This window comes from uncultured Kordia sp. (assembly GCF_947489565.1).
In the GTDB taxonomy this organism is placed as follows: domain Bacteria; phylum Bacteroidota; class Bacteroidia; order Flavobacteriales; family Flavobacteriaceae; genus Kordia.
The window spans coordinates 1-21,290 of sequence record NZ_CANLEA010000020.1 but is presented as its reverse complement, the minus strand read 5'-3'; the positions used below and the strand labels follow the sequence as shown (position 1 = coordinate 21,290).

Here is a 21,290-nt window from a genome sequence, read left to right as displayed (position 1 = left end):
TACAAACGTAGGTATTCAAAAAATATTGAAATAATTAATTTATAAAGAATGGATTCCTGCCTCCGCAGGAATGACAGTTTCTAAAAACAAACAACCAACAACTAGCAACTAAATCAAGGAATCCACTTTTTCTCAAAGTTTGGCTTACGCTTTTCTAAGAATGCATCGCGTCCTTCTTTGGCTTCGTCAGTCATATACGCTAAACGTGTTGCTTCTCCTGCAAATACTTGTTGTCCAACCATTCCGTCATCGGTTAAATTCATCGCGAACTTCAACATTTTGATAGATGTTGGCGATTTTGCTAAGATTTCTTGCGCCCATTCAAAAGCTGTATCTTCCAACTCATCATGTGGAATTACCGCATTGACCATGCCCATTTCATAGGCTTCTTGTGCAGAGTAGTTTCTTCCCAAGAAAAAGATTTCGCGTGCTTTTTTCTGTCCTACCATTTTCGCTAAATACGCAGAACCATAACCAGCGTCAAAACTTGTTACATCAGCATCAGTTTGCTTAAAAATGGCATGTTCTTTACTTGCCAAGGTTAAATCGCAAACTACATGCAAACTATGTCCGCCACCAACTGCCCAACCTGGCACAACGCAAATCACGGCTTTTGGCATAAAACGAATTAGACGTTGTACTTCCAAAATATTCAATCTATGGTAACCGTCTTGTCCAACATATCCTTGATGTCCACGTGCTTTTTGATCGCCTCCGCTACAAAAAGAATAGACACCATCTTTTGACGATGGACCTTCTGCAGAAAGCAATACCACACCAATAGTTACATCTTCATGTGCGTCTCTGAAAGCATCTAATAATTCGCTAGTCGTATGCGGACGAAATGCATTTCGCACATCTGGTCTGTTAAAAGCAATTCTTGCGACACCATCTGCTTTTTTATAGGTAATATCATCGTACTCTTTTGCTGTTTTCCAATCTGGTTTACTCATATTTTTAGTATTTTGCGTAAAAATAATTCATTTTACACAGTTATCAAGAATTTCGCGGTTCAAATTCTTGTTCGTAAACACTAAAATTTCTCATGAAAAAAATTCTTTTAGCTGCTTTTTTAAGCTGTTTCACGTTTGTAACATTTGCACAAGATTATCAATTCAAAACTACGGTAGATTTAGAAGCAACGCCTGTAATAAGTCAAGGGCGTACTGGAACTTGTTGGAGTTTTTCGGCTTCTTCATTTTTGGAATCTGAAATTATACGATTGACAGGAAAGCAGATTGATATTTCGGAAATGTATAATGTACGAAATACATATCCGAAAAAAGCATGGAATTATGTGATGCGACAAGGAAAAGCACAATTCAGCGAAGGTGGATTGGCACATGATGTAATGAATGCTGTAAAATCGAACGGTTTGGTTCCTAACAGTGCCTATTCAGGTTTACAAATTTTACAAGAAACGCACAATCATGTAGAAATGATTGCTGTTTTAAAAGCGATGCTAAATGCATACATAAAAAATCCTGGTAAAAAATTATCATTGAACTGGAAACGTGCTATTGAAAGTGTATTGGATATTTATTTAGGTGAACGTCCAGCATCATTTTTGTATGATGGAAAAACATATACGCCACAATCATTCTTGGAAATGACAAAGATTAATCCGGATGATTATGTGACCATTACTTCGTTTACACACCAGCCATATTATAAATCGTTTATTTTGAATATTCCTGATAATTTTTCAAACGGAAGTTTTTATAATGTGACTTTGGACGAATTGGTTGCTGTGACTAAAAATGCTTTAAAAACTGGTTATACAGTTGAATTGGATTGTGATGTTTCTGAAGCTACATTTTCAGCAAAATATGGAATTGCAACCATTCCGGAAACTCCTGTTGCAGATAGAAAAAGTTTTACTGGAGAAGTTCGAAAAGAAAAGTCAATTTCAGAAAGATATCGTCAGCAAGAATTTGAAAATTTCACTACGACAGACGATCATTTAATGCATATTACAGGATTGGCTACAGATCAAAATGGAAACGAATATTTCCGTGTAAAAAATTCTTGGGGAAGCAATACCAAACGTGTACCAAATGATGGACATGTGAATATGAGTGAATCCTTTTTTAGGTTGAAAACTATTTCTGTAATGGTACACAAAGATGCACTTCCAAAAGCTTTACGCTCTAAACTAGGTTTGTAACGTTTATTCAATATTTTATACAGATATTGTATGAAGCATGAAAAGCGCATACAATTCAAACCACATTTAACAATTGCTAAAATTGGGCAAACTCGATTTTGGACAGGTATATTTTTGGGAGTATGTTACGCCTTCATATTTTATGCTTTTGTGTTTTGTATTCTTGAAATCATTAACCTCACACGTGTAGGTATGTTTTTTGATATTTCGCATCAATCTTCAAGTGCTATAGCATTTGAACATACACTTTTGCTAGGTATTTCGATTTCCATGGGAAATCATATGATGATACGTTATTGGTTTATGCAACCAACATTTCATTTAAAAAAAACACGAAAACAGATAGCACTTCGCATCACAAATTATGCTCTGTTTATAGAGTATTTATGTTGGTATATGTTGGTAGAGTTTTTACTTCAAATCCTTTCAAACCCTATACTCGTTGGATCAAACACGTATGAACAGTACGGATATTTTCTATATCTAATTCCTATGTATTTGTTTTTAGGTGCTTGGATAAAAGTTTCTCTATATTTTAAGGTTTGGAAATGGAAATTGTACGCATTCCTTATTAGTTTATTCTGTGTGATCTCTCTTAGCTTTATAAATGTTTCTAATTTGCGCTATAGTAAAATTACTTATGAAAAAATCTTTGAAAAAGAACTAAGCTATTTAAAGAATGAAATTTCGAATGCTAAAGAAAATTATGGAATAACTTATAAGACAGAAACTATTGCTTTACTAAAATGTTTAGATCATCCAGATTTACAGCAATTATTGTTAAATACGAAGCAAAAATTTGAAACACGAAAAAAGATTGCATTAAAAGACATTGTGCTTCAAAAAATATTGATTCATAATTTTAAGTCTGCCAAGTTTGATGGATATGGTATTCAATATTATCCAGATCCTATTGATGTATATCGCCAACTCAAGCAAGTATCACCAAATTCTAAAGAAGCGAAAGAACTGCTTGATATTCTATATGAATACCATCGATTTTTCATAATAGCAGGAGAAGACAATGACGACAAAAAATTGAGTATAAAAGATAGCCGCCGAAATTATTTGCTACAAAATGCATTATCGGGTTATACTCGTTACGATAGTCCTTACAGTAGGATAATTACTCAAATTAATGATATTAAACATGTACTTATAAACTCCAAAATATATGACCATTCGTTTGTTGATTACTTATCTTCAGCATCCACTACTCCGTTGGTTCCGTATTCTTCTGACATTTATCAGTATCAAAAAGAATTCCCAGAATTTAAACATCTTCTAGAATAATTTGTGGTTTGGTATCATTTTTGTTGCTAGTTGAAATATAAAATCATCAGTCAACAAAAACCGATTCCACATGAAAACTACCTATCTAATTAGCTGTCTAGCAATCCTTTTTGCCTTTAGCAGCTGCAGTATTGACGAAGACGAACCGCAATTTGATCTTAATGAAAGTCTAGTTGCGTATTATCCGCTTGACGGAAACACCAATGATCTTAGTCCGTATAGAATTAATGCTCAACAAAATGGCGTTCGCGGAACTTTTGATCGTTTAGGAAATGCAAATTTTGCATATCGATTTGATGGTATGGATGATCATCTTCGTATTCCTGCCAACGAACATTTAAATTTTACCGATGAGTTTACCATCAATTTATGGTTAAAAACAGATGTTACGCATTTACAACAAGTACTTTATAAAAATGTTTCTGACGCAAAAACTGAAAAAGCTGCGTACGGAATTTCCATTGGTTATTCTCCATTAGAAGATGAAGAAGTGGTTACCAACGATATTATTTTTACGATTGCACCGTACGGAATTATGCATGAATTGCGAAAGTTTAATTATGAAAAAGATACTTGGTACATGGTTACTTGCACGTTAAAAGGTGATACTATGTACTTATACATTAATGGGAAACCTGCATTGATGAAATATATAAAAGGAGAAATTTCTACGTCTACGTTACCATTATTGATTGGAAACGATGGATCGGGTAAAAATCCGTTTAGTGGAAGTATTGATGATATCCGAATTTACAGCAAAGCAAAATCTACAGAATTTGTTTCGTATTTATTTGAACAATAATTCGTAACATTCAGTTTATAAACGGTATACCTTTGATTCATAAACCAAAGCTTATAATGCTTTTTTTCAATGATTTACATGATTAATTTTACCTCAACATTAGTCATAAAAAATCAATTATGAAAAAACAGAAGCCACTAAAAAAGTTAGCATTTTGCAAAATGTTACTGGAAATTTGAATCAAGTTTCTGGAGGAAAACCACCAAAATTGTATCGCTATTGTGACAATGATATTTGCAAGCCATCTGAAAGCAGAAGTAATGCTTCTTGGTGCAATAACTATTGCTAAAAACAAAAAGGCGCGTTTGTGATAAACGCGCCTTTTCATATTTCTTTTGTCTGTTAAAACAACTTATTTCAATTCAATTCCGTCTGGATTGATAATAATTTGCTGTTGTTTATACAGACTTCCTATTGCTTTCTTGAAGCTCTTTTTGCTCATTTTTAAACGTCTCTTTATTTCATCTGGATCACTTTTATCATGCAAAGGCAGGCTTCCTCCATTTTGTTGTAAAGCATCCAAAACTGTTTGTGCAGAAGGTTCTATGTTCTTATATCCAATTTGCTGTAAAGAAAGATCAATCTTATTGTCTTCTCTAATTTTTTTGATAACACCTTTCAGTTTCTCTCCAAGTTTCAATTCTTTAAAAATCTCATCCTGATACACCAAACCTTTGTGTTGTTCATTGATGATCATTTCTACACCTAAATCTGTGAAACGAGACACCATCAAATCGACTTCTTCAAAACGTTCTACAGTCAATTCTTCATTGCTCAAAAACTTATTTGTTTTGCTAGAAGCTACCAATCGATTCGTTTCTTCATCCAAATAACAATACACTACATACCATTTTCCTTCTAGCATATCGCGTGCTTGTTCTTTAAACGGAACAAACAAATCTTTCTCCAATCCCCAATCTAAAAACGCACCATAATCACTTAATGCTGTCACACGAAGTAATGCGAATTCATTCACTTTCATGTAAGGTTTTAACGTAGTAGTTACAGGACGTTCGTGACTATCTAAATATGCAAAAACCGTTAACTTATCTCCTATTTCAAAAGAGCTTGGTATATATTTATTTGGCAACAAAATTTCATTTCCTTCCTCATCGCCTAAGAAAAGTCCAGGAGGCGTTTCTCGTAAAATCTCTAATGTATTAAGTTGTCCTAAGTGAATCATATTCTTAAATTTCGGTCAAAGGTACGCTTTATCTGTCTCAAATTAGATTTCGTAGAATTATAATTTTATCAAGTCTTCCAATGAGTACATATCAATCTCCTGTCTTTTAGCTTTTTCTAATGCTAATAGCTTATTTTTATCTTGAATATCAAGCCAAAGCATTGGATCATTTTTAAATATTTGACCAAAAACTAAAGCCAATTCGTGACTCAAGGAACGCTCTCCTTTAATCAATTTAGATAAGTTTGATGGTTTTTGCCCAATATAGCTTGCAAATTTATTTTGCTTGATTTTAAATGTACTCAAATGACTTTTCAAAAAATATCCAACCAATTTTAGCTCTTGATCATTTGATTTTAAATAATCTTCCATTTCAAACGTAAGTGCCATTAACTCAATTTTCTCTTTTTGTTCTAATGTTCGCTGTTTTGATTTGTTTAAAAGCATTGCTTGAAACATCTCAAACTCGCTAGTATTTACCTCCATTTTTTCGGTAATTACTTGTGCCTTTTTGCTGTCTATTTTTTGCTTTTCCATATCATTCTACTTTTAATCCAAATATTCTTCAATCAATCGTAAACCGGCAACATCATCAATATACATTCTTTGTCCAAATGCTTGAATAGCACCATATTTATCTCTGTACCAATCTATTAATTTTGTTTTTGAAACAAATGTCAAAAAACCTTTATAGTTTCCTTCAATTTTAAAACTTTCCCTACAAGCAAAAGCGATTAAACAACCTGCAACACGATCAAACTTTTTAGTATTAGATCCAATATTATAAGGAGCTATTTCTACAATGTTCATAATTAACATATCATTTTCAATGCGCAACTGCAATATTCCTTCGATACTATTAGGTACATTTTTTATTTTTAAAATATACGTTTTAGTATTTTTCTCTTTGATAAGATCGTTCCATTCAAAATTCCAACCATCATCACAAGAAGGCATTTTCCCTAAGGCACTAACAATTTCTACTTCAATTAATTGGTTATTTTCTACATCATGAATGTGCACTCTATTCTTGTTTTGCTAGTATACAATATATTAAAAAGTTATCAATTTTGTATAATTATTTAGAAGAAATTATCATTAAGAGAAATTTATTTAGTGTGATATTAAATTTTTTCCATAAAAAAACGCCATCGTGAGATTAAGATGGCGTTTTCAAAAGGGATTTTAATAATAGTATTAAAATACAATCTGATATTAGTTATAGATTGCTTCTTTACCGAAATGAACTGTTAATAAGTAATATACAACAGCTCTATATTTTGATCTGTTTGAGCGACCATACTGATCTAAAACTGCGTCAATAGCTTTGTCTAAATCTGCACTGTCAGCCAATCCTAATTTTTTGATTAAGAAATTGTTTTTTACGGTTGCTAATTCTTTTTCATCTGATCCTGCAACAGTTGATGCATCTTTGTTATAGATAGCCGGTCCACATCCGATAGTTACTTTTGTTAATAAATCCATGTCTGGAGTTACTCCACATTTGTCTTTTAAATCAGCAGCGTACTTTGTAATTAGCTCGTCTCTTTTGCTCATAATTGTGTGTATTTATTGTTGTAAAATTTGACTAATAATATCTGGGATCAAAAGTATAGAATTGAAAGATATTCCTACTTTTCATAATGCCCACGTTATTTTTTTTCGTTAAAAAACCTAAAATAATCGATTAACGTACTGTCGTTTTCAGTTCTTGGCGTAAAAACCTCTAAAAGCTTTGGTTGTTCACTTTCTTCATAGAAATTTACCAATGCCGCTTGAAGCGATGTTTCATCAGAAACTGTACTGTATTCAAAGTGATACATCTCCGCCAATTGTTTTGCCGTATGCGGATGAATGGTTTCAAAATACGTATCAAAATTCGCCGTATTTTTATTTCCCGGAAGAATTCTAAAAATTCCGCCTCCGCTATTATTGACCAAGATGATTCGGAAGTTTTTCGGAATGTAATTATTCCACAAAGCATTGCTGTCGTAAAAGAAACTCAAATCACCTGTAATTAATAAGGTTTGTTTTTCGGCAACAACCGCAGTTCCTATAGCGGTAGAAGTACTTCCATCAATGCCACTTGTACCACGATTACAAAACAGTTCAATACTCGCATCAATTTCAAACAATTGTGCATAACGAACGGTAGAACTATTTCCTAAATGCAGAATGATAGAAGACGGCAAGGAAGCTAATATCGCTTCAAAAGCTTTTAAATCAGTAAAATTAGCCTGCTTCAAATAGATTTCATGACGTTGCTGACGATCTGCTTTTATAGCATTCCAAAACGATTTATACGAACTTTCAATAGCCGTTTCTTGCTCAAAAAATAATTCAAAGAAATGATTCGGATTCATCTGAAAGAAATGCTCCAAACAGAAAAATGTATCAAAGACTCTATTTTCATGAATATGCCAATGATGTTTGGGTTGGCGTTTTCGCAGAATCGCTTTTATTTTCTTAGAAACAATCATTCCTCCAAGCGTTAACAATACTTCTGGCTGAAATTCGTCCAACATTGCTTCATTCTTCTCAATCGGCAAAATCATTTGATCTATTTTATTGAAAAATGTATCATCGCGTAAATTGGAAGTCGTTTCCGTAAAAACGAGCACCGAAGGATCGTTTGCCAAAATAGTCAAGTATTTTTCAGCAATCGTATTTGGCGGCAAAGTTCCAACCAAGACCATTTTTTGAGTAGAATTCCTCCAAATTGAAGCTACAGCAGCAATCTTTTCATGTTCAATTTCTTCTGTCAATTCCAAAGGTTGCACTACTGGAAATACAGATGGTGTTTCTTCCATTTCATACAAAGGTTCATCAAATGGTGCGTTGATATGCACAGGACCGTTTTTTTCAACGGCAGCATTCAAAGCCAAATTGATTTCTTGCTCGTTATATGCTTGAATATTTTTTTGCAGTTCGCGCTCCATTTCTGGCGAAAGTTGATGCGTTTCTGCTAAAATGGTGGTTTTATGTGTAATGTCTTGCTTTAAATTTGCTTCATAATTGATATGACTTTTAAAGACATGTTTTTGTCGAATGGTTTGTCCATCACCAACATCAATCAAATATTCAGGTCTGTCTGCTGAAATAACGACTACCGGAACATTGCTGTAATACGCTTCCGCAATAGCGGGATAATAATTTAAAACCGCAGAACCCGAAGTACAAATAACTGCGACAGGTTTGTGTAATTGTTGTGCCATTCCTAAAGCAAAAAAGGCGGCACAGCGCTCATCTACAATACTATACGCATGAATGTTTGGATGTTGAGAAAAACTCAATGTTAAGGGTGCATTTCGTGAACCTGGGGAAATCACAACATGGTTGATACCTTTGGCTATACAAAGCGAAACTAATGTTTGTGCTAGTGGAATTTTTGAATACTTCATTCGAGGCGTAAAAGTACAAATTTCAATGTATTTTTTATAATACTCGCTTCATTATTTGCGATTTGGCTAGTGTTTCTTGCCACTCTGATTCAGGATCCGAGTCTTTGGTAATTCCGCCACCAATGTACAGGATTCTTTTTGTCGTTGTCAGCTCCATACAGCGCAAGTTTACATACAATTCAGAAGAGCTTCGAATGGTTTTGTACGCGCTATTTTCCTGATTTTTACGATTGCGATTTCGCGAAGTTTCTTCCTTTAGATTCAATTCTCCTAAATAACCTGTATAAAAGGTGCGATCGTAATTTTCTTCTTGTAAAATAAACGATTTCGCTGCTTCCGTTGGAAAACCACAAATTGCTGGTGTAGGATGCAACGCCGTAATAATATCACCAATATTTACATTTGCTGCCATTCTTCCAGAAATCATAGCACATAAGTGCACCAAACTTCCTGCTCGGTGAGTTTTTGCTTCTGTAACGGATACGTTGGTCGTAATGTTTTGCAAACTATCTACAATATAATCGGTTACAATTTGCTGTTCTTCTCGTTCCTTTTGATTCCAAGAAACCTCCACATTTTCTTGAAATTTTCGAGTTCCTGCCAAAGACATGGTGGTAATATTTGTTCTTCTAGCATTTACGAGTGTTTCTGGTGTCGCTCCTGCCCACATGCCTACTTTTGGATGATACCATAAATACACAAAAGCGTTTGGATAATTCGCTCGCAAGCGTTCAAAAATGACAAAAGGATGTATCGTGGAATCAATTTCTTCTGTGCGTGACAATACAATTTTTTCAATGTCTGAATTTTGAATTGTGTCCACTCCTTTTTTGACCAATTTGAGATGTTGTTCGTATGCTTCCGCAGATGGATTCATAGAGCCGCTTGCCGTACTATCAGATTCAACTTTGTCTGCAGATCCTAAGTATACCTCATCAAATGGTATGAGAATTGGTTTTTTCGTATTGTCAAAAGGTGCAAATACAAATCCGCTTTCTGTAAAATCTGAAACTGTATGCAATTCATTTGTATGCTGAAAAACTAGCATTACCGAAGTATTTTTAGGTCTTCTGTAAGCTACAAAAGGAAGTTGTTTTTGAAGTTGTACTGATAGCTTTGCTAACATATTTATGAATATTACTTCGCTAAAACGATGGTCGTTAATTTACAAAGGGAAATCAAATTGCCTTCTTCGTCTTCCACTCTAATTTCCCAAAGATGTGTAGTGCGTCCTTTGTGAATAGGACGTGCGGTTGCAAACACTTCGCCATCTTTTTTACTTTTTAAATGATTGGCAGAAATTTCCAATCCTTTTATTTTAAACTTTGACGTATCAATAAATAAATGAGAAGCTGTGCTTCCAACGGTTTCAGCCAATGCTACAGTAGCGCCGCCATGCAATAATCCTTGTGGTTGATGTACGCTTGGATTTACGGGCATTTTTGCGGTTAAAAAATCGTCACCTACATCTGTATAGGAAATTTTTAGTGTTTCTAACAAAGTATTAGGGACAATTGCATTGAGTTGTGCTAAAATTGCTTCTTTATTGAGATTCATTTGATATATTTATGGAAATTTATCGACTACTTTTGAAATACAAAAATACGAAACCCTAAGCATAATTATACTAATGGAAGAAAAAGAAATTGCGTATCAAATTACAAATACATATTCAACCATGAACACGTTGACCAATAACACGAAGAATGTTTGGTTTGTATGTCATGGAATTGGTTTTTTGAGCCGTTACTTTATTAAATATTTTGATGCTTTGAATCCGGATGAAAATTACATCATTGCACCACAAGCGTCTTCTAAATACTATTTAAAAAACGAATACAAACATGTTGGTGCAAGTTGGTTGACACGCGAAAACACACAAGCAGAAATCAAAAATGTCATGGCAAATTTAAACGCCATTTATCATGCAGAACAAATTCCTGAGCATGTAAATTTCTTTGTATTAGGCTTTTCGCAAGGTGTTTCGGTAGCAATGCGTTGGGTTTCGCGTTATCAAATTCCTTGTGATAAATTGATCATATATGCAGGAAGCATTCCCACAGAATTAACTACAGAAGATTTTTCATTTATCAATCCTGAAAAAACAAAAATACTGAATATCGTAGGTTTGCAAGACGAATATTTTACAGAAGAACGCATGCATCAAGAACATGAAAAAATGCAATTATTATTTGGTAAGAATTACACTTTTAAAACATACGAAGGCACGCACAAAGTATCTAAAACAGCCTTAGAAATGTTAAAAAAAGCTTAAAATGTAACGGACTTACCTACATATAGTAAGGCGATCACGTAATGCATTTTTCCTTTTTCTATATACTTTTACACTATGAAAAATATCGCTGAGCGATGATTTTTAGTTTTCCTAAAAAACCTAAAGTAGCTCAGTCTCATCTATAATAACCAATCAACCAACCAAAAAAATGCATGATTTTCAAGATCATGCATTTTTTATTACACTCATTATCAAAAGGTTACAAGGTGAAAAACTAATACTCTCTTTATTAGCTTTATATCAGTACTGAATCTTTATTTTTTAATTATACTACAAGCACATGGTTTAAGACTAAAAATGGCATAATACTCACATTATTTTTTAGTTTCTTTGTAAGCTATGATAGCTCCAACTATACTTACAAAAACATTAAAAGAATATTTCGGATACGACAAATTTAGACCACTACAAGAAGAAATTATAAATTCCATTTTTAAAGGAAATGATAATTTAGTGATTATGCCTACAGGTGGTGGAAAATCAATTTGTTTTCAACTGCCCGCTATTTTGCTAGATGGTATTACCATTGTGATTTCTCCTTTGATTGCCTTGATGAAAGATCAAGTAGACGGATTGACCACAAATGGAATTGCTGCAGCATTTTTAAATAGTAGTCAGACCGAAACAGAACAACAAGAAATTTTCAAAAAAATTGAAAACGGTGAACTCAAATTATTGTACACTGCGCCTGAAAGTTTATCGTATTTAGAAAATATTTTCAACAGTCAAACTATTAGTCTTATTGCCATAGATGAAGCGCATTGTATTTCTTCTTGGGGACACGATTTTCGTCCTGCGTATACCAATCTTGGGTATTTGAAGAAACGTTTTCCAAAGGTTCCACTAATTGCTTTGACTGCTACAGCCGATAAAGCAACACGCGAAGATATTGCTAGTCAGTTGAATATTTCGCATGCCAAACAACATATTGCTTCTTTTGATCGAAAGAATTTAAAATTAGAAGTACGTCCTGCCAATGATCGTATCAAACAAATCATCAATTTTATAGACGATCGCCCAAACGAAAGTGGAATTATTTACTGTTTGAGCAGAAAAGCCACCGAAAAAGTTGCAGAAAAGCTACAAAATGCAAACATCAATGCCGTTGCTTATCATGCGGGAATTGGTCATGAATTTCGCGCTAAAACTCAAGAAGATTTTATCAATGATACCTGCCAAGTAATTTGTGCTACTATTGCCTTTGGAATGGGAATTGACAAATCGAATGTTCGTTGGGTGATTCATTATAATTTACCTAAAAATATAGAAGGTTATTACCAAGAAATTGGTCGTGCCGGACGTGACGGATTGCCCTCAAATACGCTGCTTTTTCATAGTTATGGCGATGTGATTCAATTAAAGAAATTTGCCCAAAGCTCTGGAAATGTAGAAGTTCAGTTGGCCAAACTCGACCGTATGAAAGAATATGCAGATGCATTGAGTTGTCGCCGAAAAATTTTGTTGAATTATTTTGGTGAATTGATTAGTGAAGATTGCGGAAACTGTGATGTATGTACCAATCCACCACAGTTTTTTGACGGAACAGTCATTGCACAAAAAGCCTTATCTGCTGTTGCACGTGTAAACGGCCAAGAACCTATTGGAACGGTGATTGACGTATTGCGTGGCGCACAAAATAATACAATTTATGAAAAAGGCTATCAAGAATTAAAAACCTACGGAATTGCTAAAGATATTGCTTGGCTTGATTGGAAACAATATATTACACAACTCATTAATCAAGGATATTTAGAAATTGCTTTTCATGAAAATAATAAATTAAAACTCACTGATTTTGCGAAAGATGTACTCTTTAATCAGCAAAAAGTAGATTTAGCAAATTTAGTGGAAGCCGAAAAAGAAAAAGAGGAACAGAAAAAGAAGAAGCCAAAAGTTTCAAAGAATTCGTTATTTGAACGTTTACGTGCCATCCGTTTGGAAATTTCTACAGAGGAAGATGTTCCTGCATACCAAATTTTCAGTGATGCTACATTGCGCGAAATGGAAGCCGAACGTCCAATGTCTGACGAAGAATTTATACGAATTAGTGGCGTTGGTCGTGTAAAAATGATGAATTACGGACATGCTTTCATCAAAGAAATCATCAGTTTTACGAATGAAAAGAAGAAAAAACGGAAAGTAGATACGACAAAGAAAACTTTTGAATTGTACCAATTAGGTTTGTCGCTTGAAGAAATAGCTGAAGAACGAAAATTAGCTGTTGGTACTATTTTTTCACATATTTTCAAGCTATACAATGGAGGCGAAAATATCGACTTGAATCAATTTATTGATAAACACGATTTGGATAGTATTCGAAAAGCCCAAGAAGAACTTGCAAACCCGGAAACGTTGAAACCTTATTTTGAACATTTTCAAGAAGCAATGTCATACAATACTATTCGGATTGGTTTGGCAATTTTAAACGAGAAAAAATCGTAAAGCATTCAATTTTTATTTTCTTCATTCATAATCTATTTGTTCGATAGATAAAATAGCTATGCTGTGATTGCATTTATCACAGTAATAACCTTATAATGTAGTTGATTTTGAGAAGTTTATAATTTTTAGTCAATTTAAATGAAAAATTTGATAGTCTAATCAAATTCTACTAACTTCCTGACAAATTTCAAAGTAAAATTAACCTTAACCAACTCATTATGAAAAAAAAATTACTCGTTTTATTTCTTTTTATCACTGGCATAACCACCAATTATGCACAAGGAATTTTTGACGATAGCATACATACCGCCACCACTTTTGGTAGTGTAAATTCTCCTGGTGGTGAAGCTGTTCAGAATGTAATTGATCAAAATTCTAATACAAAATACTTAGATTTCAATGCTTTTGATGGTATTGGATTTGAAGTCGATTTATTAGGCGTTTCTGCGACTGCAATTGCCATGGAATTTGTCACTGCAAATGACGCGCCTGAAAGAGATCCAACAGATTATGAAATTTTTGGTTCTAACGACGGAACAAACTTCACAAGTATTGCTACTGGAAATCTTCCGTGTGTTTCCACTCGTTTTTTCTCAAGAACATTTTCATTTACAAATACAAACTCATATACCTATTATAGAGTTAATTTTACAGGAACTTGTGGTACATCTAGCATCAATCAAATTGCAGACGTGCAATTGTATGAATCTATTGGAGATTCACCAGTAATTACTTGTCCTGCAAACATAAACGTAAATAACACTACAGGACTATGCGAAGCTGTTGTAAACTATAGTGTCACTGCCAACGATACAGAAGATGGTATGTTGACACCAACCGTAACTTCTGGTTTAGCTTCTGGTTCAGCATTTCCAGTTGGAGTTACCGAAGTTTTTATGAGCGTGACCGATTCCGATAATAATGTATCTAGCTGTAGTTTTACGGTAACAGTTACAGATAATGAAGATCCAGTAGCGGGTTGTCCTGCAGATATTATGATTACTGCTGCTAATTTTGGAGATACGACCGCCGTTGTAAATTACACCTTATCTCCTACCGATAATTGTGTGTTGATCAATCCTTTAACAGATTTTACGCCATTGACCAATATTAATGGGAAAGCGTATTATTTATCAGACAATTCTTTTGCACCTGCAGATGCATTTAACGATGCTATTTCACAAGGTGGTTTTGTGGGAACAATAAGAAATGCAACAGACAATGCAACTATTACAGAAGCAATTAGTAAAGTTGGAGGTGCTGGAGATGTTTTACTTGGATTTAGTGATACTGCCACCGAAGGTACTTTTGTATGGCAGAGTGGAGATACATCTACTTATGACAACTGGAATCCCGGTGAGCCGAATAATGCTGGAAATGAAGATTATACTGTAATACAATCAAGTGGCGGTTGGAATGACATTACTAATGGAAGTACGTACAGATATCTTTTAGAAATTGATTACATTCCTACGCAAACAGCTGGTTTAGCTAGTGGAGCCGATTTCCCAATTGGAACAACAACCAATACATTTACGATTACCGATTTGGCAGGAAATGCTGTCATGTGCTCTTTTGACGTTACTGTAGATGAAAACTTAAGTGTCACTGAAAATTCATTTTCAAACAGTATTGATTTGGTTCCAAATCCAACAAAAGGTTTGATTACGATTAATAGTGTGACCAATGTTTCTTTGGCTAGCATTGCCATTACAGATTTAAATGGAAGAATACTTCAAACCTCAACGGATATTGGACAACTTTCAGAAGGAAAAACTATTGATATTTCTAATCTTGCAGCAGGAATGTATTTTATACGATTGCAAGACATTCAAAATAATATTGCTGTAAAGCGAATTGTGAAAAACTAAAACCTTAGTAAGACACCATAATTTTTAGAGCAGAAGCTATTTGAAAAGTCTTTAAAAACGTCATCCTGAATCAAGTTTGGTTTGACGAAAATTTGACTCTTCAAATAGCTTTCTCTATTCTATACAGCTTCTTCCCTAACCCATACGCCGTTTTTACATCCTGAGAACTACACTAGACTAATTTCATATTTTTTTACTTAGATATTGAAGTTATTTTCCATAGGAAATTCTTAAAATCAATACATCATGTCTTATAGTAAGTATGCGTTAGTAGCGTTATTTTGCTGTTGTTTTATCTCTGTATCGGCGCAGATGAACAGCAAAAATTTAAAAATCATGAATACGAAAAAAAATGTATTCAAAAATTTACAACTCATTCCAATTAAAGCCAATACTGCTTATAAAAAAGCCTATCAAAATATTGGGAAGTATGATAATTTAAAAAAAGCGATTGAATCTGGTAAAATAGAAATCAATGATTCTGGTTCTGTAAATACGCTTATTGCCATCAACAACTCAAATGTAAATGTATATATCATTGCGGGAGAAGTGGTAAAAGGCGGAAAACAAGATCGATTGGTTGCAGAAGATGTTGTGATTGCACCAGGCGAAACAAAGAATATTCCAGCGTTTTGCGTAGAACAACACAGATGGCAACAAAAAGAATCTGGAAATAACTTTAATGGTTATTATAATGTAAGTAGCAAGGAAGTTAGAAAAGCAGCTTTGGTAGAGAAAGATCAGCAAAAAGTTTGGGCAAATGTGGCAGAAACTACCAAGAAAAATCAAGCAACTTCTGGTACAGGAACCTATGCTGAATTGGCAAAGTCAAAAACATACACCAAAGATTTGAATTCCTATTTAGATTTTTTTAAGAACAGACTTATCAATAAATCTTCTGTCGTTGGAGTCATTGCCGTTTCTGGCGATAAAATTATTGGTTGCGACATCTTTGCAACGCACGATTTGTTTAAAAACGCATACCAAGGATTGTTACATTCATACATCACAGAAGCCATTACAAATGGTGGAAAACCGACACTTAGCAATGCAGAAGTTTCTAAATACTATGAAAAATTCATGAAGATTGAAGCTGAACAAGAGGCAAAATTAAAAGGAAAAGGAACTGTGTTCCGTTATAAAAATAAAAAGTTGCACTTGACTTCTTTTTAAAAAGTATTGCTATAAAAAAAGCAGCTCATTGAGCTGCTTTTTTGTTTTATATAGCTGTGAAATAATTATTTCACTTCTTCGAAGTCTACGTCTTGTACATCTTCTCCGTCTTTCCCTTCATCTCCGCTTGGTGCAGAAGCTTCTGGTCCAGCTTGTCCAGCATCACCTTGTTGTGCTTCAGCCTGTGCTTTGTACATTTCTTCACTAGCAACTTTCCATGCTTCGTTGATTTTCTCTAAAGCAGGATCGATTACAGCGATGTCTTTTGTTTCATACGCTTTCTTCAATTCTTCCAAAGCATCTTCGATTGGCTTTTTCTTATCATCAGATAATTTATCACCAAATTCGCTTAATTGCTTTTCTGTTTGGAAAATCATAGAATCTGCGCTGTTTAACTTATCAGCCGTTTCTTTTGCAGCTTTATCCGCTTCCGCATTTGCTTCTGCTTCTTGCTTCATTTTTGCAATTTCTTCTTCTGTCAATCCTGAAGAAGCTTCAATACGAATATTTTGCTCTTTGTTTGTTCCTTTATCTTTTGCAGAAACATTGATGATTCCGTTCGCATCAATATCAAACGTTACTTCAATTTGAGGAACTCCTCTTTGTGCTGGTGGAATTCCATCCAAGTGAAAACGACCAATTGTTTTATTGTGTGCTGCCATTGGACGCTCACCTTGTAATACGTGAATTTCCACAGATGGCTGATTGTCTGCTGCAGTTGAGAATACTTGTGACTTTTTCGTTGGAATTGTTGTGTTAGCATCAATCAACTTTGTCATTACATTCCCCATCGTTTCAATTCCTAATGAAAGTGGCGTTACATCTAATAATAAAACGTCTTTAACATCTCCTGTTAAAACTCCACCTTGAATTGCTGCACCAACGGCAACAACCTCATCAGGGTTTACTCCTTTACTTGGTTTTTTACCAAAGAATTTTTCAACAGCTTCTTGTACTGCTGGAATACGTGTTGATCCACCAACTAAGATAATTTCATCAATATCTCCTGTAGATAAACCTGCATTCTTAAGGGCAGTTTGACAAGGCTCGATTGTTCTTTTTACTAAATCGTCAATTAATTGCTCAAATTTAGATCTTGATAATGAACGTACTAAGTGCTTAGGTCCGCTTGCAGTTGCCGTAATATAAGGCAAGTTAATTTCTGTAGAAGTTGAGCTAGATAATTCAATCTTAGCTTTCTCTGCAGCTTCCTTTAAACGTTGCAATGCCATAGGATCTTTACGTAAATCCATTCCTTCATCATTGTTGAACTCATCTGCCAACCAGTTGATAATTTTCTCATCTACGTCATCACCACCTAAGTGTGTATCTCCATCCGTAGCTAATACTTCAAAAACTCCATCTCCTAATTCTAAGACAGAAACATCATGTGTTCCACCTCCAAAGTCAAAAACAGCAATTTTTTGGTCTTGTCCTTTTTTATCTAATCCGTAAGCTAATGCCGCAGCAGTTGGCTCATTGATAATTCTTCTTACTTTTAAACCAGCAATTTCACCAGCTTCTTTAGTTGCTTGACGTTGTGCATCGTTAAAGTATGCAGGAACTGTAACTACAGCTTCCGTAACATCTTGTCCTAAGAACTCTTCAGCAGTTTTCTTCATTTTTTGAAGGATCATTGCTGATAATTCTTGTGGTGTATATAAACGTCCATCGATATCAACTCTTGGTGTATCGTTGTCTCCTTTTACTACTTTGTAAGGAACACGTCCTGCTTCTTTTGAAGATTCAGAAAATTTGTTCCCCATAAAACGCTTAATAGAATAAACCGTTTTTGTAGGGTTTGTTACTGCCTGTCTTTTTGCAGGATCTCCAACTTTAATTTCTCCACCTTCAACAAAAGCAATAACAGAAGGAGTTGTACGTCTTCCCTCAGCATTTGCAATTACTACTGGCTCGTTTCCTTCCATTACAGAAACACATGAGTTGGTAGTTCCTAAATCGATTCCAATAATTTTACTCATAACTTATTTTAAACTTTTATCTATTGTGTTGTGTTATACTTTAATTTTAAAAATGTTTGCTTTTCTAATGCGAGTATAATAAGTCAATGACTATGCCAACAAAAAAATGCTGACATGATGTCAGCATTTCCTAAAAACGTTGTAAAATGATTAGCAGAAACACGTATTTCCCCTAATTGTTTCACATTGATCTTGTGAATTTGGACAGTGATCAGACGTACAACAATAACAAGTAAATAATGATCCGCCACCTTTAATACTCAAGGTTCCTAATTCTGAAACTTTAATTTTTTTAAAGCTTAGCTTTTTGTTCGCTTTTTTGTTTTTCATAATAATGTGTTTTGATGAACTTTTGAAGTTCGATTACTAAAAAAATTGATGAATTCATATTCAGATTTTACTCATTTTAACATATGATATTAAAATCTGTTGATCTAGATTACTTAAATTTACAGAGAAATGAAATGATTTCCTACAAGTTTAAAAAAACTTTAACTAGGAAAATATAAAGGTGTATAGTTTCAAACAATACAATTATATTTACAGCCACGAACAACTAACTTATTATGGAATACATCAGCGTTTTTGATATGCTAAAAATTGGTGTAGGACCTTCTAGTTCCCATACTTTAGGACCTTGGAGAGCTGCCGAAAGCTGGATTAAAGAACTGAAAGCTGCCAATCTTTTTAACGACGTTACCTCTATTAAAGTAGATTTATTTGGCTCTTTGTCATTGACTGGAAAGGGACATGCTACAGATTTAGCCGTATTACTCGGTTTGTATGGAGCCGATCCTGAAACTGTTCCGACCGATCGTATTCCTGAAATTGTAGAAACCATTTCAACAACGAAAACGCTATCTTTTAATCAAGAAAAAGACATTTCATTTACGCCAAGTAAAGACATTATATTCAATTCTGATTTTTTATCATTTCACCCAAATGGAATCACATTTCACGCGATTGTAAATCATAAAATACATTCTTCAACTTTCTATTCCATTGGTGGCGGATTTGTGGTCAAAGAAAATGAAACACATGATGATACCGATCATCCTATTCGTATTTTTCCATATCCTATTAATAAAGCAACTGACTTACTGGAGTTTTGCGAAAAGGAACAAAAAAAGATTTCTGAAATTGTTCTCTTAAACGAAACTTTATTGCGTTTTCCAGAAGAAATTGATGCTGAATTAAATCGTGTATGGAAAACCATGCTTGAATGTATGTATACAGGTTGTCACACACATGGTATTTTACCTGGCGGATTGAATGTAAAACGTAGATCATATGACATTCATCAAAAGTTAAAAGGAGATTTACCATATTCCAATCCGGAAGAATGGCTGCAAACCATCCGAAAAACAAAGGTGCGATTCCGTCAAATTTTTAAATGGGTAAGTTGTTTTGCGCTAGCCGTTAATGAAGTAAACGCTTCTTTAGGTCGTGTGGTAACAGCTCCCACGAATGGAAGTGCTGGCGTTATTCCCGCTGTTTTAATGTATTATATGGTGATTGAAAATCATAAAGCTGATTTTAGTCACATCAAACGATTTTTGTTAGTTGCTGGTGAAATTGGCAGTATTTTCAAAAAAGGAGCTACTATTTCTGCAGCTATGGGCGGTTGCCAAGCTGAAATTGGTGTTTCTTCTGCAATGGCCGCTGGTGCTTTGACAGAATTGTATGGAGGTTCGCCTGAACAAGTCATGATTGCTGCCGAAATTGCTATGGAACATCATTTGGGAATGACCTGCGATCCTATTGGTGGTTTGGTACAAGTTCCGTGTATTGAGCGTAATTCTATGGGAGCTATCAAAGCAATTAATGCCGCAGAATTGGCTATGGAAACCAATCCGGAAGATACCAAAGTTCCTCTCGATAAAGTGGTTCATACCATGTGGGAAACTGCAAAAGACATGAATTCTAAATATAAAGAAACCTCCGAAGGTGGATTGGCTGTTGGTGTGAATTTAGCGGATTGTTAAGGTAGATACGCTTCGCTTTTAGACTTCTTAGACTTGCTATGCTCTTAGACGCGCTTTCGCTTTTGGACTTGTTTTGTTCTTGGGTTTATTCAATAGAATTATAGTCTCAAAACGTCTTTTCGAGTGATTTTTGTAAAAAATTGTATCGAGAAATGTTTGATTTTAGATACGCTTCTCTTTTAGACTTCTTACACTTGCTATGCTCTTAGACGCGCTTTCGCTTTTGGACTTGCTTTACTCTTGGATTTATTCAATAAAATTATAGTCTCAAAACGTCTTTTCGAGTGATTTTTGTAAAAAATTGTGTCGAGAAATGTTTGATTTTAGATACGCTTCGCTTTTAGACTTCTTAGACTTGCTAAGCTCTTAGACGCGCTTTCGCTTTTAGACTTGCTCTGTTCTTGAGTTTATTCAATAAAATTATAGACTCAAAACGTCTTTGCGAGTGATTTTTGTGAAAAATTGTATCGAGAAATGTTTGATTTTAGATACGCTTTGCTTTTAGACTTCTTAGACTTGCTAAGCTCTTAGACGCGCTTTCGCTTTTGGAATTGCTCTGTTCTTGGATTTATTCAATAAAATTATTGTCTCAAAACGTCTTTTCGAGTGATTTTTGTAAAAAATTGTATCGAGAAATGTTTGATTTTAGATATGCTTCGCTTTTAGACTTCTTAGACTTACTAAGCTCTTAGACG

At 34.3% G+C, this 21,290-nt stretch carries 19 protein-coding genes; 9 read left to right on the top strand and 10 right to left on the bottom strand.

Annotation, left to right across the window (positions count from 1 at the left end):
- Window positions 1-113 precede the first annotated feature (113 nt).
- Complete coding sequence (locus Q0845_RS22155) at window positions 114-953, bottom strand: 1,4-dihydroxy-2-naphthoyl-CoA synthase (RefSeq protein ID WP_298518087.1); 840 nt, start codon at window positions 951-953, stop codon at window positions 114-116.
- A 92-nt stretch (window positions 954-1,045) separates the two neighbouring features.
- Between Q0845_RS22155 and Q0845_RS22150 the strand changes: the two genes are divergently transcribed.
- From Q0845_RS22150 to Q0845_RS22135, 4 genes are all read left to right on the top strand, one after another.
- On the top strand, window positions 1,046-2,167 hold the full coding sequence (locus Q0845_RS22150; RefSeq protein WP_298518084.1) for a C1 family peptidase: 1,122 nt from the start codon (window positions 1,046-1,048) through the stop codon (window positions 2,165-2,167).
- 30 nt (window positions 2,168-2,197) lie between these two features.
- On the top strand, window positions 2,198-3,460 hold the full coding sequence (locus Q0845_RS22145) for a hypothetical protein (protein WP_298518079.1): 1,263 nt from the start codon (window positions 2,198-2,200) through the stop codon (window positions 3,458-3,460).
- 70 nt (window positions 3,461-3,530) lie between these two features.
- On the top strand, window positions 3,531-4,262 hold the full coding sequence (locus tag Q0845_RS22140; RefSeq protein WP_298518076.1) for a LamG domain-containing protein: 732 nt from the start codon (window positions 3,531-3,533) through the stop codon (window positions 4,260-4,262).
- A gap of 154 nt (window positions 4,263-4,416) precedes the next feature.
- Window positions 4,417-4,551: a hypothetical protein gene (locus Q0845_RS22135; protein WP_298518073.1), complete on the top strand. Its 135-nt coding sequence runs from the start codon at window positions 4,417-4,419 to the stop codon at window positions 4,549-4,551.
- A gap of 63 nt (window positions 4,552-4,614) precedes the next feature.
- Here the strand turns inward: Q0845_RS22135 and Q0845_RS22130 are convergent, their stop codons facing one another.
- The 7 genes from Q0845_RS22130 to Q0845_RS22100 all read right to left on the bottom strand — a co-directional run bounded on the left by Q0845_RS22130 (window position 4,615) and on the right by Q0845_RS22100 (window position 10,403).
- Window positions 4,615-5,445, bottom strand: coding sequence for a S1-like domain-containing RNA-binding protein (locus Q0845_RS22130; RefSeq protein ID WP_298518070.1), 831 nt, complete (start codon window positions 5,443-5,445; stop codon window positions 4,615-4,617).
- A gap of 57 nt (window positions 5,446-5,502) precedes the next feature.
- Complete coding sequence (locus Q0845_RS22125) at window positions 5,503-5,982, bottom strand: hypothetical protein (RefSeq protein ID WP_298518067.1); 480 nt, start codon at window positions 5,980-5,982, stop codon at window positions 5,503-5,505.
- Between the two features lie 12 nt (window positions 5,983-5,994).
- Window positions 5,995-6,468, bottom strand: coding sequence for a hypothetical protein (locus tag Q0845_RS22120; protein ID WP_298518064.1), 474 nt, complete (start codon window positions 6,466-6,468; stop codon window positions 5,995-5,997).
- 192 nt (window positions 6,469-6,660) lie between these two features.
- Complete coding sequence (locus Q0845_RS22115; protein ID WP_298518061.1) at window positions 6,661-7,002, bottom strand: DUF2853 family protein; 342 nt, start codon at window positions 7,000-7,002, stop codon at window positions 6,661-6,663.
- A gap of 95 nt (window positions 7,003-7,097) precedes the next feature.
- Window positions 7,098-8,846 carry a 2-succinyl-5-enolpyruvyl-6-hydroxy-3-cyclohexene-1-carboxylic-acid synthase gene (gene menD, locus Q0845_RS22110; RefSeq protein WP_298518058.1) on the bottom strand — a complete coding sequence of 583 codons (1,749 nt, stop codon included), beginning with the start codon at window positions 8,844-8,846 and terminating at the stop codon, window positions 7,098-7,100.
- A 34-nt stretch (window positions 8,847-8,880) separates the two neighbouring features.
- A complete protein-coding gene (locus Q0845_RS22105; RefSeq protein ID WP_298518054.1) occupies window positions 8,881-9,972 on the bottom strand; it encodes a chorismate-binding protein in 1,092 nt (363 codons plus the stop codon).
- A gap of 11 nt (window positions 9,973-9,983) precedes the next feature.
- Window positions 9,984-10,403: a hotdog fold thioesterase gene (locus Q0845_RS22100; protein ID WP_298518051.1), complete on the bottom strand. Its 420-nt coding sequence runs from the start codon at window positions 10,401-10,403 to the stop codon at window positions 9,984-9,986.
- A 73-nt stretch (window positions 10,404-10,476) separates the two neighbouring features.
- On the opposite strand from Q0845_RS22100, the gene Q0845_RS22095 reads away from it, so the two are divergent.
- The 4 genes from Q0845_RS22095 (at window position 10,477) to Q0845_RS22080 (ending at window position 16,628) form a co-directional block, all read left to right on the top strand.
- Window positions 10,477-11,121 (top strand): esterase, encoded by a 645-nt coding sequence (locus Q0845_RS22095; RefSeq protein WP_298518048.1) that lies wholly within the window; start codon window positions 10,477-10,479, stop codon window positions 11,119-11,121.
- Window positions 11,122-11,481: 360 nt separating this feature from the next.
- Window positions 11,482-13,584, top strand: coding sequence for a DNA helicase RecQ (gene recQ / locus Q0845_RS22090; protein WP_298518045.1), 2,103 nt, complete (start codon window positions 11,482-11,484; stop codon window positions 13,582-13,584).
- Window positions 13,585-13,802: 218 nt separating this feature from the next.
- Window positions 13,803-15,455, top strand: a complete 1,653-nt coding sequence (locus Q0845_RS22085; protein WP_298518043.1) for an HYR domain-containing protein — start codon at window positions 13,803-13,805, stop codon at window positions 15,453-15,455.
- Window positions 15,456-15,791: 336 nt separating this feature from the next.
- Window positions 15,792-16,628, top strand: a complete 837-nt coding sequence (locus Q0845_RS22080) for a DUF6569 family protein (protein WP_298518040.1) — start codon at window positions 15,792-15,794, stop codon at window positions 16,626-16,628.
- Between the two features lie 65 nt (window positions 16,629-16,693).
- On the opposite strand, the gene dnaK is transcribed toward Q0845_RS22080, so the two are convergent.
- Window positions 16,694-18,610, bottom strand: coding sequence for a molecular chaperone DnaK (dnaK, locus tag Q0845_RS22075; protein ID WP_298518037.1), 1,917 nt, complete (start codon window positions 18,608-18,610; stop codon window positions 16,694-16,696).
- Between the two features lie 150 nt (window positions 18,611-18,760).
- Window positions 18,761-18,940 carry a hypothetical protein gene (locus Q0845_RS22070; protein WP_298518034.1) on the bottom strand — a complete coding sequence of 60 codons (180 nt, stop codon included), beginning with the start codon at window positions 18,938-18,940 and terminating at the stop codon, window positions 18,761-18,763.
- A 236-nt stretch (window positions 18,941-19,176) separates the two neighbouring features.
- Here Q0845_RS22070 and Q0845_RS22065 point away from each other — a divergent pair, with 236 nt between their 5' ends.
- On the top strand, window positions 19,177-20,595 hold the full coding sequence (locus Q0845_RS22065) for an L-serine ammonia-lyase (protein ID WP_298518030.1): 1,419 nt from the start codon (window positions 19,177-19,179) through the stop codon (window positions 20,593-20,595).
- The last annotated feature ends 695 nt before the right edge of the window (window positions 20,596-21,290 follow it).